Raw genomic sequence first — 26,306 nt, 5'->3', positions numbered from 1 at the left:
TCGCTTACAGCCTCTTCGCCATGCGCGGGTCGAGCGCGTCACGCAGGCCGTCACCCAGCAGGTTCACGGCGAGCACGGTGATGGAGAGGAACACCGCCGGGAAGAAGACGATGTAGGGCTTCACCTGCCACAGCGCCCGGCCCTCGGCCATGATGTTGCCCCAGGACGGAATGATGGGCGGCGTGCCGGCGCCGATGAAGCTCAGGATGGCTTCGGTGATCATGGCGCTGGCGCAGATATAGGTCGCCTGCACCGTCAGCGGCGCCAGCGTGTTCGGCAGGATGTGGCGCAGGATGATCATCGGCGTCCGCGTGCCGGACGCCACTGCGGCATCAACATAGGGCTGCTCACGCAGCGACAGCACCACGCCGCGCACCAGGCGCGACACGCGCGGGATTTCCGCGATGGTGATGGCCAGCACCACATTGCCCACGCTGCCGCGCGTCAGCGCCATCAGCGCGATCGCCAGCAGGATCGGCGGGATGGACATCATGCCATCCATGAACCGCATGATGATGCTGTCCGCCAGCCGGATGAAGCCGGAGATCAGCCCGATCGTCAGCCCGATGAGCGACGCGAAGAAAGCTACGGAAAAGCCGACCGTCAGCGACACCCGCGCGCCGTGCAGCACGCGCGAATAGACGTCGCGGCCCAGCATGTCCGTGCCGAACCAGAACTGCGCGGAGGGTTCACGCGTGCGCAGCGCCGGGGCCAGCGATGTCGGGTCCCGATGCGCCAGGAAGGGCGCGAAGATCGCGACGCAGACCATCAGCAGCACCAGCGTGCCGCCGATGGCGATGGTGGGGTTCCGGCGCAGGAAGCCGATGAAGCCCTTCTTGGCCTTCACCGGCGGCATGATGTCGCCCATCTCCGGGGCGACATTGATGCCGGGCGGAATCGTGGCGGGGCGGCCGCCATCCATGGTCGCGGTGCTCAATACCGGATCCTCGGGTCGAACAGGGTATAGGCCAGGTCGATCGCGAGATTGACCAGCACGTAGATGAAGGAGAACAGCAGCACGACGCCCTGGATGACGGGGTAGTCGCGCCGCAGGATGGCATCGACCGTCAGGCGGCCGAGGCCCGGAATGGCGAAGACGCTTTCCGTCACCACCGCGCCGCCGATCAGCAGCGCCATGCCGATGCCGATGACGGTGACGATCGGCACCGCCGCGTTCTTCAGCGCATGCACGAACAGGATGGAGCGCTGCCCCACGCCCTTCGCCTTGGCGGTACGGATGTAGTCCTGCTGCAGCACTTCCAGCATGGTGGCCCGCGTGATGCGCGCGATCAGCGCGATGTACACCGAACCCAGCGCCACCGCGGGCAGGATCAGATTCTCCATCCAGGGGAAGAAGCCGCGGCTGAAGGGCGTGTAGCCCTGCACCGGCAGCCAATCGAGCTCCAGGGCGAAGATGTAGGCCAGCACATAGCCCACCACGAAGACGGGCACGGAAAAGCCCAGCACCGCGAAGCCCATCACCGCGCGGTCGATCCAGGTGCCCTGCCGCCACGCCGCCACGACGCCCATCGGCACGGCGATGGACACGGCGAGGATGAGCGTGACGATCATCAGCGAGAGCGTGGGTTCGATCCGCTGCCGGATCATCGTCGCGACCGGCAGGTTGGTGAAGATCGAGGTCCCGAGATCACCCCGCAGGATGTCCCAGAGCCAGGCCCCGAACCGCACCAGATAGGGGCGGTCGAGGCCGAGGCTCGCCCGGATGCGCTCCACATCCGCCGGCGTCGCCTGATCCCCCGCGATCACCGCGGCCGGATCGCCCGGGGCGATATAAAGCAGGGAGAAGACGAACAGCGCCACGATCGCCATGACGGGGATCGTCGCGAGTACGCGGCGGACTATGTAAGCGAACATCCGGGCAGGCTTCCTTCAGATCAGGCCCTGTGAAAAAATCGAGGTTGAGCATCAATGCCCGAGTTGGTCGTTGACCCTCGCCTCCAGGTCGCGCTCTCGGGCATTAATCCACAACCTCTCAGGTCTTGCTGACGCCCCAGGGGAAGGGAATCGGGCCCTTCACGATGCCGGAGACGTTGCTCCGCCACGCCTGGTAGGACAGGAAGAAGCCGGTCGGCGCATAGACCACATTGTCCATCGCCGCACGGTTCAGGCGGCCGATCACCGTCCGCTCCTCCGCCAGCGAATTCGCCGCCAGCCAGTTCGGCACCTCGGCCTCCACCGCCGGGATGTTCGGCCAGCCGAACCAGGCGCCGTCGCCATTGGCCCGCACCGCGTTGTAGACGACGGGGTTGATGGCGTCCGCGCCTGCATGCCAAGTGTGGAACATGGACCAGCCGCCCTGGCCGGGGGGGTTCTTCATCGCGCGGCGCTGGCCGACCGTGCCCCAATCCGTCGCGACGAAATCGACATTCATGCCCATCCGCTTCAGCAGGTCGGCCGTGATGTCGCCCATCGCCTTGGTGATGGGCTGGTCCTGCGCGACCAGGCACGTCACGGGTTCGTTGTTGTACCCGGCCTCGGCCAGCAGGCGGCGGGCCATGTCCATGTTCCGCGGACCCTTGAGGATGTCGCCACCCTCCTCCGAGTACAGCGGCGTGTTGGGCGTGAAGAAGCCGGGCAGCGCGGACCACAGGTTCCGGTCGTTGCCGACCAGCGCCGTCATGTAGTCCTCCTGGCTCATCGCGGCCAGGACGGCGCGGCGGATGCGCACGTCGTTGAACGGCTTGTGCAGGTGGTTCATGCGGAAGGCGCCGATATTGCCCAGCGGGTCGGCGATATCCACACGGATGTTGCGGTTGCGGCGCAGCACCGGCACCAGGTCCGTGAGGGGGTTCTCCCACCAGTCGATCTCGCCGTTCTGCAGCGCGGCCGATGCCGTCGCGGGGTCGGGCATGATCACCCATTCCACGCGGTCCACCATCATCCGCTTGCCGCCGGCCAGCCAACTCGCGGGCTCGTTCCGCGGCACATAGCCATCGAAGCGCTGGAACACCGCCCGCGCGCCCGGCACCCATTCATTGGTGACGATGCGCATCGGGCCGGAGCCGATGAATTCGTTGATCTGCGTGAAGCTGTCGAAGCGCGACGCGATCCGCGCCGGCATGATGAAGCACATCGGCGTGGCGTTCTTGCCCAGCGCCATCTTCATCTTCGGGAAGGGACGGGACAGGGTCCAGCGGAAGGTGGTGTCATCCACCGCCACGAGTTCCTGGTTCAACGCGCGCAGCAGCTGGCCCATCGGGTCGCGCGGCATCCAGCGGTTGATGGAGGCGACGACGTCGCTCGCCAGCACCGGCGTGTTGTCGTGGAAACGCAGGCCCGACCGCAGCTTGAAGGTCCAGACCAGACCGTCGGAGGAGACCGTCTCCCCCTCCACCATCTGCCGCTGCGCTTCCAGCTTGTCGTCGAAGCCGTAGAGCGTGTCCCACACCAGCACGGCGGCGTTGCGGACGACGTATTGCGTGCCCCAGATCGGGTCGAAATTGGCCAGATTGGCCTGCGGCACGAAGCGCAGCGTGCGCGCATTGGCGCCCTGGGACAGCGCCGGGGCGCTGAAGCCCCCGCCGGCCGCGACGGCACCCGCCGCCACACCGGTCTTGATGAACGACCTGCGATCCATTCGAAGCAACCCCCTGTTATGAGCTCGCCGCCCTTGTTGTGGGCAGACTGCCTTATCCCTGTGCTGCGCGCCAGCACCCCCCGCCCGGGACTCGGCGGGGAGACGCGTTACGACCAAGCCTGTCAGCACATCCCGTGCCAGCCGCGCCTTAGGCTCGGCGAACGCCCCAGAACAGCGCCGGCCCGCCCTTCACCACGCCCGTGATGCTGCGGCGATAGGCCATCAATGGCAGCACCTGGCCCAGCGGGATGAACGGCACTTCCTGCCAGGTCACGCGCTGGATCTCCCGCGCGATCGCCTGTTCCGCCGCGAGGTCCGTGGCCTCGAACCACGCCTCGCGCAGTTCCTCCAGCCGCGGCAGCGTCGGCCATCCCGCCCAGGCATTGGTGCCGTTGCCGCGAATCGGCATGTGGCTGCCGGGCACGGAGACATCGAGCCCCTCCCAGGTCGTGCAGAAGGCGCTCCAGCCGCCCGCATCGACCGGCCCGCGATTGGTGCGCCGCTGGATATGCGTGCCCCAATCCATCGCCTGGAGGTCGACGTTGAAGCCGATTCGCCGCAGCATGTCGGCCGCAACCTCCGCCAGGTTCTGCAGCACCGGCAGGTCCGTCGCGGACAGCAGCACGACGCGCTCCCCGCGATACCCGGCCTCCCGCAGCGCCCTTCGCGCGGCTTCCAGGTCTCGCGGCCCGGACAGGACGGAGAGCCCCTCGTCATTCGCCAGCGGCGTGCCGGGCGTGAAGACGCCGGCAGGGATGGTGGATAGGGCGGGGTCCGTCCCGATCGCCGCGTTCATGAAGGCGCGCTGGTCCACGGCCGGCAGGACGGCGCGGCGGATCGCGGGATTGTCGAAGGGCGGCTGCAGGAAGTTGAAACGCAGCACGCCCAGGTTGCCGGCGGTGTTCACCAGATCCGTCTGGATCTCCCGGTTCCGCCGCAGCAGCGGCAGCAGGTCCGGCAGCGGCGTTTCCCACCAATCCACCTCGTTGTTCTGCAACGCGGCGCTGGCGGTGGAGGGATCGGGCATGACGATCCACTCGACCCGGTCGAAATGGACCTGCTTCCCACCGGCGAGGAAATCCGCGGGCTCGCTCCGCGGTGCATAGCCGGCGAAGCGCTCATAGATCATGCGGTCGCCGGGGCGGAACAGGTCCTGGCGGAAGCGGAAGGGCCCGCTGCCGGTGTAGTCCGTGATCTGCGTGAAGGGATCGGTCCGTGCCACGCGTTCAGGCATGATGGCGCAGATGTTGGCGGATGGCTTGCCCAGCGCGAAGGCAAGGCCCGGCCAGGCCTTCTTCAGCCGGATCTCGAAGCGCGAATCATCCAGCGCCGCGATCCCGTCCATCAGCCCGTCGAGTCGCTGCCCCAGCACATCCCGCTTCGCCCAGCGCTGAATGGAAGCGACGCAATCCCGCGCGGTGACGGGCGCGCCGTCATGGAAGCGCAGGCCCGGCCGCAGCGTGATGGTCCAGCGCCGGCCTTCCTCGGTGATTTCATGCCCCGCCGCCATCTGCGGCCGCGGCCGGAAATCGGCGCCAAGCCCGTAGAGCGTGTCGTAGATCATAAGCCCGTGGTTGCGCACCACGACGGCTGTGGACCAGACGGGATCGATGTTGGAGAGGTTGGCCTGCGGCACGAAGCGCAGCGTGCGCGCATTCGCCTGCGCATCCGCGATCCGCGGCGCTGCCAGCGCGCCCCCCGCGAGCAGCAGCGCCGAACGACGAGAAACCTTCATTATGGCCATCACGCCTTCCCCATATTCCAGAACACGGTCGCCGGCGCGCGGAACACGCCGGTGACGTTGCGGCGCCAGACGCTGGGCTGCCAGTAATAGCCCAGCGGCAGGTAGTGCATCGTCTCCATCGCGCGCCTGTTCAGCGCCTCCGCGATCCGCCGATGCTCCGCCGGCGTGGCGGCCGCGACCCATTCCGCGCGAAGCCGCTCGATCTCCGTATCATCCGGCCAGCCGAACCAGGCATTCGGGCCATTCGCCCGCAGGAACAGATGCGTCACCGGCAGGGTCAGCGACTGGCCGGACGACGTGGTGTGGATGATGCTCCAGCCGCCCCGCTCCACCGGTTCCTTGCTCGTTCGCCGCTGGATCAGCGTGCCCCAGTCGGCCGCCACCAGTTCCAGGTTCATGCCGAGCCGCTTCAGCAGATCCGCCGTCACCAGCGACAATGTGTTGATCTGCGGATAGTCGCCGGGCGCGATCAGCACGACCTTCTCGCCATTATAGCCAGCGGCCGCGAGTGCGGCCTTGGCGCGGTCGATGTTGCGCGTGCGCAGGATCTCGCTGCCCGCGTCATTCGCCATCGGCGTGTCGCAGGTGAAGACGCCCTCGCACACGCCCCAGCCCGCGGGATCGGCACCCGCGACGGAGGTCAGGTAGTCCCGCTGGTCCAGCGCCATGGCGACGGCGCGGCGGATGGCAGGGTTGTTGAAGGGCGGGTGCAGCGTGTTGAAGCGCGCGATGCCGTAGGTCCCGTCCATCAGCCGCTGTTCCACGACCAGTTCGCGGTTCCGCCGCATCAGGCCCAGCAGGTCGTGCAGCGGGTATTCCCAGTAATCCTGTTCCCCCAGCATCATCGCATTGGCGCTGGTGGCGGGGTCCGTGATGACGGTCCACTCCACGCGGTCGATCCGCGGCACGCGCCCACCCGCGAGCCCATCCACCGCCTCCTGCCGCGGCACATAGCCCTCATGCTTCGCCCACACCGATCGCTGGCCTGGGTTCCACTCATTCGGCAGGAACCGGAAGGGACCGCTGCCCACGGCCTCCCGGATCTGGGTGAAGGCATCCGTGCGCGCGATGCGTTCCGGCATGATGAAGCAGGGGAATTGCGTCTGGCCGAGTGCGGCCAGCAGCAGCGGCACCGGCCGGTGCAGGCGGAAGCGGAAGCGTCGGTCATCCAGCGCCGTGACCTCCGCGACCGAGGGCTGCAGCACCTGCATGAAGGGATCGCGCTTCGACCAGCGATCGATGGAGGCGACGCAGTCCCGCGCCGTCACCCTTTCCCCATCATGGAACAGCAGCCCGGTCCGCAGCGTGAAGGTGACGCTGAGGCCGCCATCGGCCACCTCCCATCCTTCCGCCATCTGCGGCCTGATCTCGCCCTTGGAATCCTGGGCGCAGATCTGGTCGTAGATCATGAAGGCGTTGTTCCGCGTGACCACCGCGGTGGTCCAGACGGGATCGAGCGAGGTGAGGTTCGCCTGCGGGATCACGCGCAGCGTCCGCGCGGCCCCTCCCTGCGCGCTCACCACGCTCGGCATCGCCAAGCCAGCGGCCGTCGCCGCCATCAATCCACGCCTGCCGATCATCGCCGCCTCCCTCGTGCCAAAGCCGTCACGCCAGCCACGCTCAGGTGCGTCGGAGCCCCCAGAACAGCGCCATGCCCTTCACCCGATCCGCCAGGTTCCGCCGATGCGCGGTCATGGACATGTAGGCGCCGACGGGGATGTAGGGCAGTTCGTCCATCGCCACCGTCTGCAATTCGCGCGCGATCCGCTTCTGCGCATCGAGGTCCGGCGCCACGAACCATTCGTCGCGCAACTCCTCCAGCCGCGGCATGTTCGGCCAGCCCGGCCAGGCATTCGTGCCGTTGCCGCGCAGCGGGAAATGCGCGCTGGGATCGACGAAGTCGAAGGAGGAGAAGCTGGTGAACAGCATGCTCCACCCGCCCCGCTCCACCGGCTCCCGCGATGTCCGCCGCGTGACCGTCGTGCCCCAGTCGCTGAAGGCATTGTCGGCGTTGAAGCCGAGGCGGCGAAGCAGATCCGCCCCCACCTGCGTCATCGCCGATGGCGCCAGGATGTCGGTCGGCCCGATCAGGCGCGTGAGCTGGTTCGTGTAGCCGGCCTCGCGCATCAGCGCCCGCGCGCGTTCCACGCTGCGCGGGCTCTTCAACGCCTCCAGCCCCGCATCATTCGCCAGCGGCGTGCCGGGCGTGAAGACGCCCACATTCTCCATGAACAGCGACGGGTCCGGGCCCACGACCGCGCTCATGAAGTCGGACTGCACGATCGCGGGCAGCAGCGCCTGGCGCATCCTCTTGTCGTTGAAGGGTGGATGCAGGTGATTGAAGCGCAGGATGCCGATCAGCGGCAGCGGGTCCACGGCCTCGATCACCACGTTGCGATTCCGCCGCAGCAGCATCTGGATCTCGGGCGGCGGCTGTTCGTACCAGTCGATCTCGCCGGTCTGCAGCGCGGCGGCGGCGGTCGAGGCATCGGTGATGATGTGCCACTCGACGCGGTCGAAATGCGCCACCTTCGGCCCCGCCGTCAGGCTGGTCCGGCCCGTCGGCGTCGGGCTGTAGTCGGCGAAGCGGGAATAGACCGCGAGGCTGCCGGAGTTGAACTCCGCCGGCACGAAGCGGAAGGGGCCGCTGCCGATCGTCTCCCGGATCTGCTGGAAGGGATCGGTGCGCGCGATGCGCTCCGGCATGATGAAGGCCGGGCTGTTGGACACCTGCGCCAACGCCGCGGTCAGCATGGGGAAGGGACGCTTCAGCCGGAAGACGATCTGCCGGTCGCCGGACGCCTCCACCGCATCGACGAAGGTTTCCAGCTTCTGCCCGATCGGGCTCCGCTTCATCCAGCGCGCCAGCGATGCGACGCAATCCGCCGCGCGCACCGTCTCCCCGTCATGGAACTTCATGCCGGCGCGGATGGTGATGGTGACGCGCAGGCCACCGTCGCTGGTCACGGCCCCCTCCGCCATCTGCGGCTGGGGGCGGAAATCCGCATCCATGCCGTAGAGCGTGTCGTAGACCATGTAGCCGTGGTTGCGGGTGATGTTGGCCGTGGTCCAGATGGGATCCAGGCTCGTGAGGTTCGCCTGCGGCACCATCTTCAGCACACGGTTCTGCGCGGGCTGTGCGATGGCGGCGTGGCTCAGCGACGATGCCGCGGCCACGGCGGCGCCTGCCTTCAGCAGGTTCCTGCGATGCATTCCCTCATTCTCCCGATCACCCTGTCGCAGGGGATGAGAACAGGGGATCGCCGATCCCGCAAGCGGGAAGGCGCGGGGAGATCGCTCCCCCCGCGCCCCTTCTGCTCAGGATTTCTGCACGTTCCAGAACAACGGCAGGCCCTTGAGCACGCCACTGATGCCGCGGCGGTACGCCGTCGCCTGGAAATACTGGCCGAGCGGCAGATAGGGTACTTCCTGGAAGGCCACTTCCTGGATCTGCCGCGCGATCGCCTGCTGCGCCGCCAGGTCCGGCGCATCGAACCAGGCGGTGCGCAGTTCCTCGATCCGCGGGATGGTCGGCCAGCCGAACCAGGCGGCCTGGCCATGGCCACGCAGGCTCTGGTGCACGCCGGGGTTGAACATGTCCACGCCAGCCCAGAAGGTGCAGAACATGCTCCAGCCGCCGCGCTCCGGCGCCTCGCGGCTCGCGCGCCGCTGCACCACCGTGCCCCAGTCGGTCGCGACGTAGTCCACATTCATGCCGGCGCGCCGCAGCATGTCGTTCGTCACCTGCGCCAGCGCGTTCAGCGACGGGAAGTCGGACGCCGCGATCAGCGTCACCCGTTCGCCGTTGTAGCCGGCGGCCGCCAGGTCACGCCGCACCTTGTCCATGTCACGCGGGGTGGTCAGCGCATCCAGCCCCACATCGGAGGCGAGCGGCGTGCCCGGCGGGAAGAAGCCGATATTCTCCCGCCACAGGCTGCGATCCGTGCCGATCACGGCGGTCATGAAATCCGCCTGGTTGATGGCACCCAGCAGCGCGCGCCGCACCGCCGGCTTGTCGAACGGCGCATGCAGGTGATTGAAGCGCGCCACCGCCATCAGCCCCGTGGGGTCCGGGATTTCCAGCACCACGTTGCGGTTGCGGCGCAGCACCGGCTGCAGGTCGCCCGTCGGCTGTTCCCACCAATCCATCTCGCCGTTCTGCAGCGCGCCCGATGCCGTCGCCGGGTCCGGCATCACGTGCCATTCTACGCGGTCGAGGAAGGTGCGCTTCGGCCCCGCGGTCCAGGTCGGCGTGCCCTCGCTGCGCGGCACATACCCATCGAAGCGCGTGTAGACGATGCGCGCGCCCGGCACGCGTTCGCTGGCGGCGAAGCGGAAGGGGCCGCTGCCGATCAGGTCGCCGCGCAGCGGCGTGTTGGGGTCCTGGCTCGCCAGGCGTTCCGGCATCATGAAGGCAACGGGGGTGGAGGGCTTGCCCAGCGCCTCGAACATCAGCGGGAAGGGCCGCCTCAGCCGGAACAGGATGGTCTTGTCGTCCGGCGCCGAAAGCTCATCCGTCACGGACAGCAACACCTGCCCCAGCGCATCCCGCGCGCCCCAGCGGCGGATGGAGGCCACGCAATCCCGCGCGCGGACGGGTTCGCCATCATGCCAGCGCAAGCCATCGCGCAGCGTCATGGTCACGCGCTTGCCGTCATCCTCGACGACATGGCCCTGCACCATCTGCGGCTGCGGCTTGTAGTCCTGGTCGAAGCCGTAGAGCGTGTCCCAGATCATGTAGCCGTGGTGACGCGTCACGTAGGCCGTGGTCAGGATCGGGTCCAGCACGGCGAGGTCCGCCTGCGGGATGAACTTCAGCAGGCGCGATGCCCCGCTGGTGCCCTGGCCGAGGGCGGGCACGCCCACCATGGATGCACCCAGGGCCGCACCGGCCCCGGACAGGATTTGGCGACGCTTCATGGTTCCTCGGTGCCCCCCGGCATGGCTGGCGGCCCGCGAATGCGGGCCACCCTTGGATGCCGCGTAAGGAACAGAGTTACCGGGCCGGATGCAAGGGGATAGGCAACAACCCCCGCCCCACGCCCGCCGGTCTATCCCCCCACGCCCGCCGGTCTATCCCCCCACGCCCGCCGGTCTATCCCCCCACGCCCGCCGGTCTATCCCCCCACGCCCGCCGGGCGATGCCCGAACCCCAGCGCCGGCACCGCCGCAGTCTCCACCCACACCGCCTTCGCCTGGGTATAGGCCATCAGCGCCTCCTGCCCCGACGACCTGCCATGGCCGCTCGCCCCGAAGCCGCCGAAGGGCACGCTGACATGGATGGTCCGGTAGCCGTTGATCCAGAACGTCCCCGCCCGCACCGCCGCCGCCACGCGGTGCGCCCGGCCCACATCGCTCGTCCAGGCCGCGCCCGCCAGGCCGAAGGGCGTGGCGTTGGCGATGGCGATCGCCTCCGCCTCGTCCTCGAACGGGATGGCCGCGACGACCGGGCCGAAGATTTCCTCCTGCGCCACCCGCGCGGCGTTGGTGACGCCCGCGATGATCGTGGGCGGCACCCAGAAGCCCGCCTCGGGCAGCGTGCGGCCGCGCGGCGCGGTGAAGACATCCGCCCCCTCCGCCGCCCCGGCCGAGACCAGCGCCCGAACATGCTCGAACTGCCGCGCGTTGCACACCGGCCCGGCCTCCGTCCCGGCATCCAGCGGATCACCCAGCCGGATGCGGGAGGAAGCTTCCGCCAGCATCTCCACGAAGCGGTCATGGATGGACCGCTGCACCAGCAACCGCGACCCCGCGACGCAGGATTGCCCGCTGCCGGCGAAGATCGCCTGCTGCGCCCCCTGCACCGCCGCCGGAAGATCCGCATCGGCAAAGACGATGTTGGCGGACTTGCCGCCCAGTTCCATCACGCAGGGGATCATGCGCGCGGCGCAGGCACCGGCGATCCGCGTGCCACTCACCGCGCCGCCGACGAAGGTCACCATCGCGACCTCCGGCGCCGCGAGCAGCGCCTCCCCGCTCGTCGCCCCCGCGCCGGCCACCACCTGCACCAACCCCACGGGCAGCCCGGCGCGCGCGGCGAGCAGCCCGAAGGCGGCGGAGGTCAGCGGCGTGTACTCGCTGGGCTTCAGCACCACCGCATTGCCCGCCGCCAGCGCCGGCAGCACGTTCCACCCCGCGGTGAACAGCGGCGCGTTCCAGGGCGTGATGGCCAGCACCACCCCCATCGGCTCCCGCCGCACCGTGACGAAATGGCCGGAGGGGACGGAGACGACGCGGCCCTCGACCTTGTCGCACCAGCCCGCCCAGTATTCCGCCATCTCGGCCACGCGCGCGACCTCACCCCGGCAATCCCGCAGCGGTTTGCCGGTATTGGCGCATTCCAGCAGGGCCAGCGCCTCGGCCTCCGCCCGGATGGCGGCACCCAGCGCCCACAGCCTGCGCCCGCGCTCCGCGGCCGTCAGCGCGATCCATGCCCGCTGCGCCCGGGCCGCCCCGGCGGCGGCCTCCCGCGCCACGGCCGTGCCCGCATCCCGGTAGCCCAGCAGCGGCAACCCCGTGGCGGGGTCATCGAGCATCAGGGGCGCGCCCTGCCCTTCGACGACCTGGCCATCCACCACGCTGCCGACTCTGCCGCCCAGCAGCGCCGCCACGCCCTGCGCCGCGACCGTCGCTGCCGCGAATGCTGCATGCGCCATCACGCGGCCTCCCCCGCCAGGATCGCCGCCGGCACCCGGTTGAAGTCGGCGGCATCCGCGATGTCCGCCTCCTCCCACAACGCCGCCGCCGCGCCGCAGGCCTCCAGCTTCGCGCCGACCGCCTTGGCGAGCCCCAGCGCCAGGCGCACATCCTTGCGCATCAGCCCCGCCGAGAAACCCGAATCGAAGGCCCCGCTGGCGATCCATCTCGGAAAATTCACCTCCGTCGCCGCCGAACGGCCGGATGCCGCGTTCACCACCGGCAGCAGCGCGGCCACCTCCACCCCCGCGGCCTGCCCCATCCGCAGCGCTTCCGCCGCCACCGCCAGGTGGGTCGCCACCAGCAGGTTGTTCACCAGCTTCGCCACCTGCCCCGCGCCCGGCCCGCCGACCGGGATGATCTTCGCCGCCATGCGTTCCAGCACCGGCCGCGCGCGCTCGATCGCCGCGGCCTCGCCGCCCAGCATCATCGCCAGCGTCCCCGCCGCCGCGCCCGCCGGGCCGCCGGAGACCGGCGCATCCAGGTAATCCACCCCCATCGTCGCGGCCAGCGCGTGGAAGCGCCGCGCCGCCAGCGGGTCCAGCGTGGAGGTATCCACCACCACCGCCCCCTTCTCCATCGCCGGCAGCAGCGCGGCCAGCACCGCTTCCACCGCCCGCTCCTGCGGCAGGGACAGGATGACGACCGGCGCCGCCACGCCCGCGACCGCCCCCGCGATCGTGACCCCCTTGTCCAGCGCGGCCGCCACGGACGGCCCGTGCAGATCGAAGCCCGTCACCGCCGCGCCGGTACCGGCCAGCCACCCCGCCATGCCCAGCCCCATATTGCCGAGCCCCACGATCCCGATCCGCATCCGTCTTCCATCCAGGCCACAGGATCGTGAGGGTCGCAGGCGCCCCCAACACGGGCAAGGCAGGGGGCCTGCCGCTTTTCCGTCACCATGCCGTGGTTTGTGCCGGCTCTGCCTATTCGTCATGCTGCGGTGCAGCAGGAGCATGCATGTCCGACCAGACCTACAACGGCCCCCTCCACCGCCTGGCTGCCCGGCTCGGCCCGGCGCGGACCGCGACGCTGATGCAGTTCCTGCGCTTCGGCGTCGTCGGCACCGTCGGCTTCGTGGTGGACACGGCCGTGCTCTATGCGGGGCTGGCGCTGGGGCTCGGCCTCTACTCCGGCCGCGCCGTCTCCTATGTGGCCGCCGCGACCACGACCTGGGCGCTCAATCGCGCCTGGACCTTCAGGGGCCGCGGCCAGGGTCCCGTCGCGCGGCAATGGGCGCTGTTCCTTGTCGTGAACCTGATCGGATTCGCATGCAACTACGGCACCTATGCCGCGCTCGTCGCGGGGGTTCCGGCCGTGGCCGAGCACCCCGTCATCGGCGTCGCGGCCGGTGCCCTGGCCGGCATGGTCGGGAACTTTCTCCTGTCGCGACGTTACGTATTCGTGGATGGCAACGGGGCTTGAGTGCCTCGGAACCAGCCCTCGACAGCCCCTGAACAAGATACGGCAGGATGCGCATCTCGACCCCCCAGGCCGCCCCCGACATGCGCCCCGTCCTTCCCGCCCACGCCACCAGCGGAGCCGCTTCCATGCCGAAGCGAAACCAGGCCAACCGCGCGCCGGATGAAGGGCGTGGCGGCACCGTGACGCCCTTCCTCGCCGGGATCGGGGCGGAGCCCCTGCCCGACGCGATACGAGCCCACGCGCCACCCTTGCCGCCGGTGATGGTGGCCGCGCTGGTCGTGCTGCTGGACCTGGTGGCCGTCGGCGGCGCCGGGCTGCTGGCGGATGCCCTCATCAACAGTCCGGGCGCGCGCCACGCGGGAATGACCGGTCTTCTCGCCGGCCTGGCCGTCGCCTTCGCCGGCGCGATCGGCGCCTATGACCACGCCGCGCTGCACCGTGCCGGCCAGCAGCGCAGCCGCGCGCTGCAGGGCCTGGCGGCGGCGATGCTCGTCCTGATCCTCGCGGCCGTCGCGCTCGGCGCGCAGCGGCGGATCGATCCGGCCTGGCTCGGCACCGCGGCGCTGCTCGGCGGGGGCAGCCTCCTCGCCGCGCGGACCGCCGTCGCTGCCCTGCTGCGCCAGGATGGCAGCCGCAGCGCGCAGCGTGCCGTCATCCTCGGCGCTGGCCCCCAGGCCAGCCGCCTGATGGAGGCGATGCGCCGCGAGGGTGGCAGCGGCCTCCGCCTCCTCGGCCTGGTCGATGATCGCAGCCCGCGCACCGATGGCGAGGCCCTGCCGAATGGCCTTCGCCGTCTTGGTGGCATGGCGCAGCTCGGCGCCATGATCCGCGCCGGACAGGTGGAGGTGGTGGTGCTCGCCCTGCCCTGGTCGGCCGAGACACGGATCGCCGCCGTCATGGAGCAGCTCAGCGCCTTCCCGTTGGAAATCCGCCTGGCGCCGGACCTGCTGGCGGATCGCCTGCCCGCCGGCCGCCGCCCCGCCGGCCCCGTCCTGCTGCGCGCCCGCCCCATCTCCGGCCTCGGCGCCGCGGTGAAGGTGGCGGAGGACTACGCCCTGGCCATCCTGGCGCTGGCCATCGCCGCCGTACCCATGCTGCTGATCGCGCTGGCCATCAAGCTGGACAGCCCCGGCCCGGTCTTCTTCCGCCAGCGCCGCACCGGCTTCAACGACCAGCCCTTCGACGTGCTGAAGTTCCGCACCATGTACGCGGATGCGACGGACCATGAGGTGCTGCGCCAGGTCCGTGCCGGCGACGCACGCATCACGCCGGTCGGCGCCATCCTGCGTCGGACCTCGCTCGATGAACTGCCGCAGATCTTCAACATCCTGAAGGGCGACATGTCCTTCGTCGGCCCGCGGCCGCATGCCCCCGGCACCCGCGCCGCCGGCCGCCGCTTCGATGAGGTCGTGGCCAACTACGCCGCCCGCCACCAGGTGAAGCCCGGCCTGACGGGCCTGGCACAGGTGCGCGGCTGGCGCGGGCCGACCATCACGGAGGAACAGATCATCCGCCGGGTGGAAAGCGACCTCGAATACATCGAACGCTGGTCGCCCTGGCTTGATATCACCATCATCCTCCGCACCTTGCTGGCGGTGGCGTGCATGCGGAACGCGCTCTAGCGGCCGCATGCACCAGCGGGAGATGAACCTGATGCAACGCCTTGACGCGCCGGCCGACCATGCCTGGGACGGCGCGCACCCGCCCGCGCCCCGCATCGCCGTCCTGGTGCCCTGCTACAATGAGGAAGTGGCCATCCCCCGCGTGGTGGCCGCCTTCCGCAACGCGCTGCCGGAAGCCACCGTCTTCGTCTACGACAACAACAGCCGCGACCGGACGCGCCAGGCTGCGCTGGCCGCCGGCGCCGTCGTCCGCACCGAACGGCTGCAGGGCAAGGGCCATGTCGTCCGCCGCATGCTCGCGGATATCGAGGCCGATGTGTACGTCCTCGTCGATGGCGACGACACCTACGATGCCGCCGCCGCACCGGAGATGATCCGGCTTCTGCTGGAGGAACGGCTCGACATGGTGACGGGCACGCGCATCACCGATGCCGTGGCTGCCTATCGTCCCGGCCATCGCCTCGGCAATGCCGTGCTGACCGGCGTCGTGCGGCTGATCTTCGGCAACCGCATCTCCGACATGCTCTCGGGCTACCGCGTCTTCTCCCGCCGCTTCGCCAAATCCTTCCCCGCACTCGCGGCGGGGTTCGAGACGGAGACGGAGTTCACCGTCCACGCGCTGGAACTCAGCATGCCGGTGGGTGAGGTTGTGACGGCCTATCGCGAACGCCCGCCCGGCAGCGCCTCCAAGCTCAACACCTGGCGGGACGGCTTCCGCATCCTGCGCACCATCGCGCTGCTGGTCCGCCGCGAACGGCCGCTGCCCTTCTTCGCCCTGCTGGCGCTGGCGCTGGCGCTGCTGTCCGTGGGCATCGCCGTGCCAGTGTTTCAGACCTTCCTCGCCACCGGCCTGGTGCCGCGCCTGCCGACCGCGGTGCTCTCCACCGGCCTGATGCTGCTCGCCTTCCTGTCGCTGGCCTGCGGCCTGATCCTGGATACCGTCACGCGCGGCCGGATGGAGGCGAAGCGCATGGCCTACCTGGCCATCCCCGCCCCCGATTTCGCGCTTCCCCCGAGATGACGGAAACCGCCATGACGAACCGCCCGGCCTTCCCCCCGCCGCAGCATGTCGCCGGCGCCGTCGGGCCCCTGCACCCCGTCGATGCCGATGTCATCATCCTGGCGATGGAACGCGCGGAGGAGACGATCGCCGCCATCGCCTCCGCCCGCGCACAGCAGGGTGTCAGCAAGCATGTCTGGATCGTGGACCAGGGCAGCAGCGACATCGCCATGGCCCGCCTTCGCGCCGCTGTCCAAGGGGCAACGGACGCCACCCTGGTCGCGCTCGACCGCAACCACGGCGTTGCCGGCGGCCGCAACCGCGCCACCGCCCTCGGCCGCGCGCGCATCGTCTTCGCGCTCGACAATGATGCGGAATTCGCCACCACCGATACGCTGGCCCGCGCCGTCGCGGCGATGGATGCCGCGCCCCATCTCGGCGCCATCGCCTGCCGCATCCTCGTCCATGCGACGGGGCAGGACGATCTTTCCTCCTGGGGTTATCCGAAGGGCCTGCTGCCGCGCGCGGCGGAGGTGTTCGATGTCGCCACCTTCGTCGGTGCGGGCCACGCGCTGCGGCGCGCGGATTTCGACACCGCCGGCGGCTATGACGACGCGCTGTTCTTCGCGTGGGAGGAATACGACCTCGCGCTCCGCCTCATCAACATGGGCCGCACCATCCGCTACCGCGGCGACATCGCCGTGCGCCACAAGGTCAGCCCGGAGGCGCGCGTTGGCTGGACCGGGACGCGCTGGTTCCACTTCGTGCGCAACCGGCTCTACATCGCCATGAAGCACGGCGCGAACCCGGCCGCGCTGCTGCCGCGCTTCCTCGCCTACCAGGCCAAGGGCGCGCGCAACGGCGTGGTGCTGCAAGGGCTGCGCGCCGCCCCGGCCGCGCTGGCATTGGCGCATCGCTTCCGCCCTGCCCCCGGCACCGAACACCTGTATGGCCATACCGAAACCAGCCGCGCCTACCTGGCCCGCACCGACGCCGCCCATCGCGGCACGCCGCTACAGCGCCTGAAGCGAGAAGTGCTGTCGGGCCTATAGGGCCCGCTGGCGTTCCCGCCACAGCAGCGCCAGGATGGCGGGATCGTCGATGAGGTAGCGGCGCGCCAGCCGCCTCGGGTCCCGCGCCAGGCGCCAGGCCCATTCCAGGCCCGCGCGCTGCACCAGGCGCGGCGCGCGCCGTTCCTCGCCGGACAGGAACAGCAGGCTCGCGCCGACGCAGAGCGCCGTGCCCGTGGCGCCCCCCTTCGCGAGAACCGCCCGCGCCACCATTTCCTGCCGCGGCGATCCGACGCAGAGCAAGCTGAACCGCGCGCCGGAATTCGCGACGAAGTCGACGGCGCGCGCGAAGGCGACGGGATTGGCATCGAAGCCCATGGGCGGTTCATGGTGCACCAGGCGTCGCAGGCCGAAGCGCCGCGCCACCGCCTGCACCGTCCCCGCCCCGCCGCCCAGCACGGCCACCGGATCATCCGGCCGCACAACCGCCTCCAGCAGCCGGGCCGTCAGGTCGCTGCCCGGTACCACCGGCGGCGCCGCCAGCCCCATGGCCCGCGCCGCCCGCGCCACCACGCGGCTGTCCATCAGCCGCCAGGCGGCATCGCGGTACAGCGGGGCATAGCGCGCGGGGTCGCGCGCCAGCCGCACCAGATGGTCGGCATTGGGGGTGACGAGGTAGGCGAAGGGCGATGCCTCGTCGCGCGCCGCCAGCATCGCCAGGGCGGCATCGGTGTCCCGCGCCTCGAAATCCAGCCCAAGCAGGCGGATCGGCGCGGGATGGTCGGTATCGATGGTCAAGGCGGGGCTCCCGGCGGCTGGCGGCCCCCGGGAAGCGCCCGGCGGCGATCACCCCAACGCGGGGCCGCCGCCGGCTTTCGCCGCCGCCTTCATCACAAGGCGATGCGCAGCCGCAACTGGATCAGGTTGCGGTCGAACTCCTGCACGCCGGAGGAGGAATCGAGCCGCCGCGCATGCTGGTAGGACCCCACCAGCGACACGTTGCGGTTGAGAAGGTAGCGCGCGGAGAGAATGGCGAAGCCGTCCGTCGCCTGCTGGCTCGGCTGTTCGTATTCCCGCCGGTCGAGGCCCAGTTCCAGGCCCAGGATCACGTTGCGCAGGTATTCATGGTCCACCCGCACCTGGCCGAGCGTCCGGGTGAAGCTGGTGGCGTTGTCGCGGATCGATTCCTCGATGGTGCGGCGGCCCTGGAAGGTGACGGTCGTCAACTGGGTCGGCTGCCAGGTCACATCACCCTCGAAGGCCGGGCCGGACAGCGTCTTCAGCCCCGGCCCGTCATAGTTCCGCTGCCGGTAGCCCACCGCGACGCGCGCGCGCCAGACGCCGTCGAAATCATAGGTGAAGCCCGCCAGCCCCTCATAGGTCATGCTGTCGCGGCCGGATTGCGCGCTGGACTGGTACTTGATCTCCTGCACCCGCCCGATGACGTTGATGAAGCGCCCTGGTGCAAGCGCGTAGGACAGGCCGAGCGCGCCGAGCGTGGAGTTGAAATCGAAGCGCGACACATCGCCCTGACGTTGTCCCGATGGCTGCTGCTGCGGCCCGCCGAGGTCCACATCGTCGAAGCGGTAGCCCCGCCAATTGCCGATCGCCGTCACGCCGATGCGGTTGAAGCGCGTCGTCGCCTGCCCCTGCACCTCATCGTAGTAGTAGGGGATGGGGCGGGACAGGCCGGCCTGCTGCACATCGATGCTGCTGACCTCCAGATGCTCCTGCACCCGGTTGTATCGCCCTTCGAAATTCGTCTCGGCATTCAGGTCGTAGCGTCCGAACAGGCCGACGGCGTAGTCGGTCCAGTCCTGGGCGGTTTCCTCGATGTAGCGCCGCTGCTCGATCCGCGCGGTGGCGCCCACCGCATGGGTGGACCAGTCGCTGTTGAGCGACGTCTCGCCGATCCAGGTCGCGTAGCCATCCGCGGTGCGGCCCCGGCGCGTGCCGAACAGGTTGTCGTCATAGCCCATGCCGAGTTCAGCCGCGGCATCCAGCCGGAAGGCGCCGAGCCGCACGCCGAGCGGGTCGTAATCCTCCCGCGCCCGGTCCGCGACGGTCACGCCGCGCTGCACCTCCCCACGCGGCACGGCCTGCGCATCCGCGCGGCCGGAAAGGGTGGCGGATAAGCCTGCGAGCAGCAGGCCGGCGACGATCCTGTAGCGATCCTGATGCACCCTGTGACTCCGGTTTGTGCCCCCGCCTGGGCGTGCTACCACGTCACGATTCCAGCGTCGCTTCAACGGAACGACAGATCGTTCTCACGGATTGTTCATGGCCGACAACGATATCAGGACTGAACGGGATTCGCCGGCGGCAGCCGGGACGGCCGAGGGCGTGCGCATGAACCCATCGCTGCCGCCTCTCAGCAGCTTCCTGAGCCCGGGCGACGACCACCGCCTGCGGGACATGCTGGCCTTCGCCATGGCGGTGGAGGCCGGCCGGCCGCTCGCGCCGAACGGGCTCGACACCCTGCGCCGGGACGCCGATGCGGCGCTGGAGGGTTACGCCTTCCGCAGCCTCCACAACCGGGTGGAGGAGATCCGCCTGGCCGCGGTGCAGGAGCATATCGGCCGCCTCCGCGCACCGCCCGGCTTCGTGACGCTGGTCAACGCCAACCTCGTCGCGCTGGTGCTGCTGGCCGCCGCCGCGGCGCTGGGCTGGCGCCATTACGGCCCGGCGCTGGTCGCCTGGGTCGGGAGCTGACGCGATGCTGAGGCCCATGCCCCTGATCCCCGGCCAGCCCGACCGCATGCCGGATACGGTGCTGTCCAACGCCATCGCGGCCGGCAAGTCCCAGCTCGTCGCCGTCGGGCTGTTCAGCGGCGTGGTGAATCTGCTCCAGCTCACCGTCTCGCTGTACATGATGCAGGTCTTCGACCGCGTCCTGTCCACCCGCAGCCTCGACACGCTCTACTACCTGACCGCCATCGCCATGTTCGCCCTGCTCATCATGGCCGTGCTGGACGGGCTGCGGGGCCAGATCATGCAGCGCCTCGCCACCTGGATCGAGGGCAAGGCCGCGCCGGAGGCCTTCATCCGCGCCATCGAAAGCCAGCTCCGCGGCCGCCCCTACCGGATGGAGGCGCTGCGCGACCTGGCGGTCTGCCGCGGCTGGCTCGGCTCCCCCGCCTCCCTCACCGTCTTCGACGTGCCCTGGGTGCCGGTCTACCTGGCCGTCATCTTCGCCCTGCACCCGACGCTGGGCTGGATCGCCCTGGCCGGCGCCGTCCTGCTGTTCGGGCTGACGCTGGCGAATGAATGGGCAACGGGCGCGCTGCTCCGGCAGGCCAGCACCGCCGGCATGGCCAGCCAGCGCCGCGCCGAAAGCATGGTCCGCAATGCCGAGGTGATCGACAGCATGGGCATGGCGCCCGCCGTGCTGCAGCGCTGGCGCGAAGGGCTCTCCGCCTCCGTGCCCCCGCAGGAGAAGGCGGCGGACCGCGCCGCCATGCTGCTCTCCATCACCCGCTTCTTCCGCCTGACGGTCCAGGTCGCGGTGCTGGGCGTCGGCGCCTGGCTGACGCTGGAACAGCAGCTGACCTCCGGCGCCTCGATCGCCGCTTCGATCATCATGGGCCGGGCGCTGGCGCCGGTGGAACAGATGATCGGCGGCTGGAAGCAGCTGGTACAGGCGCGGCAATCCTACCGCCGCCTGCTGGGCTTCCTGGCGCTGCCGCGCATCCGCCCGCCGGGCATCCCGCTGCCGGAGCCCACCGGCCGCGTCGCGGCGGAACGCGTCACCTTCGGCTTCCCGGGCCAGCCCGTCGCTATCATCAAGGGCATCTCCTTCGCCCTCACGGCCGGGGAGAGCCTGGCCATCATCGGCCCCTCCGCCGCCGGCAAGACCACGCTGATCCGCCTGCTGATCGGCACGCTCCAGCCCTCCGCCGGCACGGTCCGGCTGGATGGCGCCGATGTGTTCACCTGGCAGCGGGAGGATTTCGGCCGCTATGTCGGCTACCTCCCCCAGGATGTCGAACTCTTCGACGGCACGGTGATGAAGAACATCGGCCGCATGCGCGACGCGGAGCCGGAGATGGTCTTCGAAGCCGCCAAGCTTGCCGGCTGCCATGAGATGATCCTGCGCCTGCCCCAGGGCTATGACACCGAGATCGGCGATGGCGGCCAGCACCTGTCCGGCGGCCAGCGCCAGCTCATCGGCCTGGCGCGCGCCATGTTCGGCAACCCCCGCTTCGTGGTGCTGGACGAGCCGAACAGCAACCTGGACGGCGACGCCGAACAGGCCCTGATCCGGGGGCTGGAGGCGCTGAAGGCCCGCAACACCACCGTCATCCTGGTCTCCCACCGCCCGACCCTGGTACAGGGCGTGGACAAGGTGCTGCTGCTGCGCGATGGTGCGGCGGAAGCCTTCGGCCCGCGGGCGGAGGTGCTCAAGCGCCTGATGCAGCAGGCGAAGCCGCAGGAAATCACCCAGCCCCCGGCCGGGCGGGCGGAGGGCGCACGATGAGCCAGGCCATCCCCCCGGTCGGGGCCCTGCCCCTGGGCCAGGCCAGCACCGGCCAGCTGCCGCTGCTGCGCCGCAGCGCCGATGCACCGCCTGCCCTCTGGTCGCCGCCGGAGCCCGAACTGCCGATCGATGCGGCGCGCCCGCGCACCGGTGTGCCGGTCGTGCTCGGCTACGCCATCACCCTGGTCTTCGTGCTCGGCTTCGGCCTCTGGGCGGCGCTGACGCCGCTGGCGGAAGCCGCCATCGCCCCGGGGCTGCTGAAGGTGGAAGGCACGCGCCGCACCGTGCAACATTTCGAAGGCGGCATCGTGCGGGAGATCCTGGTGCGGGACGGCGCCACGGTTGCGCAGGGCCAGGTGCTGATGCGCCTCGACCAGCCGCAGGCCATGCAGCAGACGGAAACGCTGCGCAGCCAGCGCTGGGCCCTGCTGGCCCAGGATGCACGGCTTGCCGCCGAACTCGCCCGCGCCAGCGACGTGACCTTCCCCGCGGAGCTCATCGCCTCCGCCGGCCTCCGCGCGCAGGAATACATCACCGGCCAGCGCGTCCTGTTCCAGAATCGCACCCTGTCGCTGGAAAGCCAGCTCCAGGTGCTGCGCGCCCGGATCGACCAGCACAACGCCACCATCGCCTCCGCCGAGGGCCAGATGGATGCCCAGCGCCGCATGCTGGTGCTGCTGCGGGCGGAGGAGAGTGCGACCGCCCAGCTGTTGCGTCAGGGCCTGGCGCGCCTGCCGCAGCTCCTCGCCCTGCAGCGCCAGGTGGCATCGGTGGATGGCAACATCACCGACATCACCAACCAGATGGTCCGCTCCCGCGCCCAGATCGCGGAGGCCGAGCGCGACATGCAGCGCATCATCGACCAGCGCATGCAGGAAACCTCCACCGAGCAGCGCGACGTCCGCGTCCGGCTCGCGGAGGCGGAGGAAAGGCTGCGCGCGGCGGAGGATGTGTCCACGCGGATGGAGATCACGGCGCCGGAAGCCGGCACCGTGCTCAACCTGCGCGTCTTCACCGTCGGTGCCGTCATCCGCCCCGGCGATCCCGTGCTGGACCTGGTGCCGGAGAATGATCGCCTGATCGCGGAAGTGAACGTCCAGCCGAACGACATCGACGTGGTTCATACCGGCCTGCAGGCGGAGATCCGGCTGCCCGCCTTCAAGCAGCGCCTGGTGCCCTACCTGCACGGCCACGTGACCTTCGTCGCCTCCGACATCACGCAGGACGACCGCCGCGGCACAGCCTATTACCGCGTGCAGGTGCAGATCGACGAAGCCCAGCTCGCTTCCCTCGAAGGCGTTACGCTGCGCGCCGGCATGATGGTGGAAGCGCAGATCCAGACGGGCAGCCGTTCCTTCGCGCGCTACCTCCTGCAGCCCGTCTTCGACAGCTTCCACCGCGCCTTCCGCGAACAGTGATCGCGCGACCAACCCCAGCCTGAGGAAAAGTCCCATGACCGCCCTTCCCACCGTCTTCGGCGACGGCGTGATCGATGTCCACGTCGCCAGCGGCGTCGCCCGCATCACCCTCGGCGCGCAGACCGGCGCCGCCGCCGCCGGCGGCGCCGATGCCAAGCCCGTTCCTTCCGCCCTTCTTGTCGTGCCGGTCCTGCAACTCCCGAACCTCGCGCGCGTCCTGGTCGAAGTGACCAAGCAGATCGAGGCCCGCGCGAAGGAAGCCATGACGGCGCAGCAGAAGCCGGCGGAAACGCCGGCCGGCGGCGACCAGGTGGCAGGAGCCTTCCGCTTCAACGGATGAAGGAGCCAGGGTGGCCGACGGATACATTGCGGGTTTCGAACCCCCGGCCCTGAGCGTCATCATCTGCACCCATGCCAGGCCCGCCTATCTTGAGGCCTGCCTGGATGGGCTCGCGCGGCAACAGGGCGTCCGCCTGCTCCGCGACGCCCCTGTCCTGATGGGCGGCGCCGGGCCCGGCGCCCCGCCCGCGGAACCCGCGATCGAGCTGATCGTCGTGGACAGTGCCTCCCCCCACGCCGCGCAATCCGGCATCGCGCGCCTCGCCGCGGGTGCCGGGGCGCGGCTGGTGCGCACCGGCACGCCGGGCCTGTCGCTTGCCCGCAACCTCGGCCTGAAGGCCGCGACCGCCCCCTGGACCGCCTGGCTCGACGATGATGCGGTGCCGGAGCCCGACTGGGCTTTGCGCCTGGTCGCGGCCATCCGCGCCTTGCCGGACCAGGCCGTGGCGATCGGCGGCCGCATCCTGCCGGCCTGGGAAGCCCCCCTGCCCGCCTGGTGGCCCCAGGCCCTGCGCGGCGTGCTCACCATCGTCGAATGGGACGGCAGCGCGGAAGCCACGGGCAACGCCCCGCTGCCCCAGTGCGCCGCCATCTATGGCGCCAACATGGCCTTCCGCAGCCAGGACCTGCTGGCCGTCGGCGGCTTCCCGGAAGAACTCGGCCGCATCGGCGATCGCCTGCTGTCGGGGGAGGAGGAGGAGGTGCTGGCGCGCCTCCAGGCCCGGGGCGGCCGCGTCTTCTACGATGGCGGCGTCACCGTCCGCCACAGCATCCAGGCGGCCCGGCTGCGGCCATCATGGCTGGTGTCACGGCTGCACTGGCAGGGCGCCACGGATGCGCTGCGGGACCGCCGCCGCGGCTGGCCGCGCCGGGCACCCGGCGCCGCCGCGAAGCTTCTGCTCCAGGCGCCGCTGCTCGCCTGGCCGCGCGATTCCGCGGCCCTGGTGCGCGCGCGGTGCGGCGCCGCCTACAACCTCGGCTACCTCCGCGGCACGCTCAGCGGCCAGGCGGCGGCCTGAGCATGCACGGCCCGACCCGCCGCGCCGTTCTCGCCACCGGCGCCGTCCTGGCTGCCGGCTCCGCGGGGGCCCAGGCGCCAACCTTCCGCGACCTGCTGCCAAGCCTCCGCCTCGGCGCCAATCTCGAACGCTGGTTTCCCGTCGCCGCCGCGCAGCGGCCACGCCGCCTCGGCCGCGCCTGGTGGCAGGATCTCCGCGCCGCCGGCTTCGACCACGCCCGCCTCTTCATCCCGCGCGACGCCGGCGCCGGGGAGGACGTGCCCCGCCTCTTCCTCCAGGCCATCGAGGATGCGGATGCCGCCGGCCTGCCGGTCCTGCTCGGCCTCTCCGATCTCTACGAGCCCTGGAACCGGTGGGACGATGCCGCCTGGCGCGTCATGCAGGCGCGCGCGCGGCTGTTCGGCGGCGCGACGGACCCGGCACGGGTCGCGCTTGGCCCGCTGAACGAACCCGCCTTCGACAATGCCGCTGCCTGGACCCCGCTGCGGGACCGGCTGCTGGCCGCCGCGCGCGCCGCCGCGCCCAGCCACGCCCTTGTCTGGGGCGGGCATGAATGGTGCTCCTGGCGCTCCCTCCTCCGCCAGCCGCCGCCCGCGGACCCGCTGACCATCGCGGAGGTCCATGACTATGAAGGCGGCGCCGCGACCTGGGTGGCGGAACGCTTCGGCGCCGTCGCCGCCTGGCGGGATCGCCACGCGGTCCCCGTCATCGTTGCCGAACTCGGTGGCGCCCTGCCGCATGCCGAGGATGAGGCCGCCTGGGCGCGCGACCTGTCCGTGGCGCTGCCGGTGCTGCGCCGCCTCGGCCTGCCCGCCACGCTCTGGGCCGTGACCCATGGCGGCCATTGGCGCATCCAGGAGGGGGAAGCGCCCCGCCCCCGCCCCCGCCTGGCGGAGGCGCTACGCGCCAGCCGGTGACGGCCGGCGCGCCAGCCATCGCGCCGCCGGCACCTCGATCACCCGCCAGGCGATCCAGCCCGCGAGGAAGGTGCCGCCCAGCCCCGCCGCCATCAGCAGCAGCCGTCCGCCCGCGCCGGGCTGCACCAGGCGCAGCACGAGCACGAGGACCGCTTCCACGAAGACCCAGCTGAGATAGACGCCGAAGGACGCCTCGCCGAGCTTGTGGAGGATGCCGCCCTCGTCCTGCCCCGGCAGGAGCGCGGCGCGTGCCACCAGGCTGGCGAGACCCGCCACCACCACGGCATCCACGCCGATCCAGAGCCCCGCCGGGACCAGCGCCACGCCCAGCGTTGCCGCCCATCGCGGCATGGCGCCGCCCTGCACCAGCCGCGCCAGCGCCATGCCGGCCATGAATTCCAGGAAGAAGCGCGGCAGGCCGAGATGCAGCGTGTGGTTCAACTGCAAAGCCGGGTCCATGGCGCCCAGCGCCAGCAGCCCCGCGCCCCCGATGGCCAGCAGCAGCCACAGCACCGCCGCCGGCGCGGCCAGCACGCCCGCCAGCAGCAACGGAAAGGCCATATAGCCCGCCAGGATCACGGACAGCGCCCAGGACGGGTAGTTCCACGCATGCAGGGACGTCGTCTCCCACCCATGCAGCAGCAAGGCCTGCAACACGAATTCGCGCAGCCCGAAGCGCTCCGGCGCATTCACCGACAGCCCCGCCGCGGAGGCGGCCAGCACCAGCGCCAGCAGCGCGAACAGCAGCACCAGGTGCAGCGGCATCACGCGCAGGATCCGCCCGCGCATGAAGCCCGCCCATCCCGCGAAGCCCGCGGGCGGCCGATGCGCGTAGCCCAGCACCAGCGCGAAGCCCGACAGCAGGAAGAAGCCATCGACGCCGAGATATCCCTTCAGCGCGACAGCCTCCACGAAGCCGAGGCCACGCAGCGCGCGCAGCGGCAGTTCCAGGTGATAGACGAGCACCCAGCCGATCAGCAGCACGCGCAACCGCGTGAGCGCCGGGCGGCGCGGCGCCGCCGCCTTCGCATTCACTCCCAT

The 26,306-nt window shown here is 70.5% G+C and carries 22 protein-coding genes; 10 read left to right on the top strand and 12 right to left on the bottom strand.

What is annotated here, in order from left to right:
- Nucleotides 1-4 precede the first annotated feature (4 nt).
- The 9 genes from BM041_RS14990 to BM041_RS14950 form a co-directional block, all read right to left on the bottom strand.
- On the bottom strand, nt 5-937 hold the full coding sequence (locus tag BM041_RS14990; protein WP_092960685.1) for an ABC transporter permease: 933 nt from the start codon (nt 935-937) through the stop codon (nt 5-7).
- Nucleotides 934-1,875, bottom strand: coding sequence for an ABC transporter permease (locus BM041_RS14985; protein WP_092960684.1), 942 nt, complete (start codon nt 1,873-1,875; stop codon nt 934-936). The genes BM041_RS14990 and BM041_RS14985 overlap by 4 nt, the downstream gene beginning before the upstream one ends.
- Before the next feature lie 118 nt (nt 1,876-1,993).
- On the bottom strand, nt 1,994-3,598 hold the full coding sequence (locus BM041_RS14980) for an ABC transporter substrate-binding protein (RefSeq protein WP_092960683.1): 1,605 nt from the start codon (nt 3,596-3,598) through the stop codon (nt 1,994-1,996).
- A 148-nt stretch (nt 3,599-3,746) separates the two neighbouring features.
- Nucleotides 3,747-5,342 carry an ABC transporter substrate-binding protein gene (locus BM041_RS14975; protein WP_092960682.1) on the bottom strand — a complete coding sequence of 532 codons (1,596 nt, stop codon included), beginning with the start codon at nt 5,340-5,342 and terminating at the stop codon, nt 3,747-3,749.
- Nucleotides 5,342-6,922 carry an ABC transporter substrate-binding protein gene (locus BM041_RS14970; protein WP_092960681.1) on the bottom strand — a complete coding sequence of 527 codons (1,581 nt, stop codon included), beginning with the start codon at nt 6,920-6,922 and terminating at the stop codon, nt 5,342-5,344. Before BM041_RS14970 ends, BM041_RS14975 begins: the two co-directional genes overlap by 1 nt.
- A 40-nt stretch (nt 6,923-6,962) precedes the next feature.
- The gene (locus BM041_RS14965) at nt 6,963-8,555 is read right to left on the bottom strand and encodes an ABC transporter substrate-binding protein (protein ID WP_092960680.1); all 1,593 of its coding nucleotides are present in this window, start codon (nt 8,553-8,555) and stop codon (nt 6,963-6,965) included.
- Between the two features lie 105 nt (nt 8,556-8,660).
- A complete protein-coding gene (locus BM041_RS14960; protein ID WP_092960679.1) occupies nt 8,661-10,262 on the bottom strand; it encodes an ABC transporter substrate-binding protein in 1,602 nt (533 codons plus the stop codon).
- 197 nt (nt 10,263-10,459) lie between these two features.
- On the bottom strand, nt 10,460-11,998 hold the full coding sequence (locus BM041_RS14955) for an aldehyde dehydrogenase family protein (RefSeq protein ID WP_092960678.1): 1,539 nt from the start codon (nt 11,996-11,998) through the stop codon (nt 10,460-10,462).
- Complete coding sequence (locus tag BM041_RS14950; protein WP_139226074.1) at nt 11,998-12,975, bottom strand: NAD(P)-binding domain-containing protein; 978 nt, start codon at nt 12,973-12,975, stop codon at nt 11,998-12,000. Before BM041_RS14950 ends, BM041_RS14955 begins: the two co-directional genes overlap by 1 nt.
- A gap of 23 nt (nt 12,976-12,998) precedes the next feature.
- Here BM041_RS14950 and BM041_RS14945 point away from each other — a divergent pair, with 23 nt between their 5' ends.
- The 4 genes from BM041_RS14945 to BM041_RS14930 all read left to right on the top strand — a co-directional run bounded on the left by BM041_RS14945 (nt 12,999) and on the right by BM041_RS14930 (nt 17,137).
- Complete coding sequence (locus BM041_RS14945; RefSeq protein ID WP_175533950.1) at nt 12,999-13,463, top strand: GtrA family protein; 465 nt, start codon at nt 12,999-13,001, stop codon at nt 13,461-13,463.
- A 125-nt stretch (nt 13,464-13,588) separates the two neighbouring features.
- The gene (locus tag BM041_RS14940) at nt 13,589-15,085 is read left to right on the top strand and encodes an exopolysaccharide biosynthesis polyprenyl glycosylphosphotransferase (RefSeq protein WP_175533949.1); all 1,497 of its coding nucleotides are present in this window, start codon (nt 13,589-13,591) and stop codon (nt 15,083-15,085) included.
- 31 nt (nt 15,086-15,116) lie between these two features.
- Nucleotides 15,117-16,106 (top strand): glycosyltransferase family 2 protein, encoded by a 990-nt coding sequence (locus BM041_RS14935; protein ID WP_092960846.1) that lies wholly within the window; start codon nt 15,117-15,119, stop codon nt 16,104-16,106.
- A gap of 11 nt (nt 16,107-16,117) precedes the next feature.
- Nucleotides 16,118-17,137: a glycosyltransferase family 2 protein gene (locus BM041_RS14930; RefSeq protein WP_175533948.1), complete on the top strand. Its 1,020-nt coding sequence runs from the start codon at nt 16,118-16,120 to the stop codon at nt 17,135-17,137.
- Here the strand turns inward: BM041_RS14930 and BM041_RS14925 are convergent.
- Complete coding sequence (locus BM041_RS14925) at nt 17,132-17,893, bottom strand: WecB/TagA/CpsF family glycosyltransferase (protein WP_245762099.1); 762 nt, start codon at nt 17,891-17,893, stop codon at nt 17,132-17,134. The two genes, BM041_RS14930 and BM041_RS14925, sit on opposite strands and share 6 nt — an antisense overlap.
- A gap of 92 nt (nt 17,894-17,985) precedes the next feature.
- Nucleotides 17,986-19,278: an outer membrane beta-barrel protein gene (locus tag BM041_RS14920; protein ID WP_175533947.1), complete on the bottom strand. Its 1,293-nt coding sequence runs from the start codon at nt 19,276-19,278 to the stop codon at nt 17,986-17,988.
- A gap of 97 nt (nt 19,279-19,375) precedes the next feature.
- Between BM041_RS14920 and BM041_RS14915 the strand changes: the two genes are divergently transcribed.
- From BM041_RS14915 to BM041_RS14890, 6 genes are read left to right on the top strand one after another with little or no spacing between them, the layout of a single operon-like run.
- Nucleotides 19,376-19,807: a hypothetical protein gene (locus tag BM041_RS14915; RefSeq protein ID WP_092960673.1), complete on the top strand. Its 432-nt coding sequence runs from the start codon at nt 19,376-19,378 to the stop codon at nt 19,805-19,807.
- Nucleotides 19,808-19,823: 16 nt separating this feature from the next.
- Nucleotides 19,824-21,572, top strand: a complete 1,749-nt coding sequence (locus BM041_RS14910) for a type I secretion system permease/ATPase (protein ID WP_092960672.1) — start codon at nt 19,824-19,826, stop codon at nt 21,570-21,572.
- On the top strand, nt 21,569-22,990 hold the full coding sequence (locus BM041_RS14905) for an HlyD family type I secretion periplasmic adaptor subunit (protein WP_092960671.1): 1,422 nt from the start codon (nt 21,569-21,571) through the stop codon (nt 22,988-22,990). The genes BM041_RS14910 and BM041_RS14905 overlap by 4 nt, the downstream gene beginning before the upstream one ends.
- Before the next feature lie 34 nt (nt 22,991-23,024).
- Entirely contained in the window at nt 23,025-23,330 is a 306-nt protein-coding gene (locus BM041_RS14900) for a hypothetical protein (RefSeq protein ID WP_092960670.1), read from the top strand.
- 10 nt (nt 23,331-23,340) lie between these two features.
- Nucleotides 23,341-24,348 (top strand): glycosyltransferase family 2 protein, encoded by a 1,008-nt coding sequence (locus BM041_RS14895; protein ID WP_092960669.1) that lies wholly within the window; start codon nt 23,341-23,343, stop codon nt 24,346-24,348.
- 2 nt (nt 24,349-24,350) lie between these two features.
- Nucleotides 24,351-25,265: a cellulase family glycosylhydrolase gene (locus BM041_RS14890; RefSeq protein WP_092960668.1), complete on the top strand. Its 915-nt coding sequence runs from the start codon at nt 24,351-24,353 to the stop codon at nt 25,263-25,265.
- Here BM041_RS14890 and BM041_RS14885 read toward each other — a convergent pair.
- Nucleotides 25,248-26,306 (bottom strand): acyltransferase family protein, encoded by a 1,059-nt coding sequence (locus BM041_RS14885; RefSeq protein WP_092960667.1) that lies wholly within the window; start codon nt 26,304-26,306, stop codon nt 25,248-25,250. The two genes, BM041_RS14890 and BM041_RS14885, sit on opposite strands and share 18 nt — an antisense overlap.

The sequence above is a fragment of the Falsiroseomonas stagni DSM 19981 genome (genome assembly GCF_900114315.1).
In the GTDB taxonomy this organism is placed as follows: Bacteria; Pseudomonadota; Alphaproteobacteria; order Acetobacterales; family Acetobacteraceae; genus Falsiroseomonas; species Falsiroseomonas stagni.
Note: the sequence above shows the minus strand (reverse complement) of the source record. Positions and strands in the feature narration are given on the sequence as shown.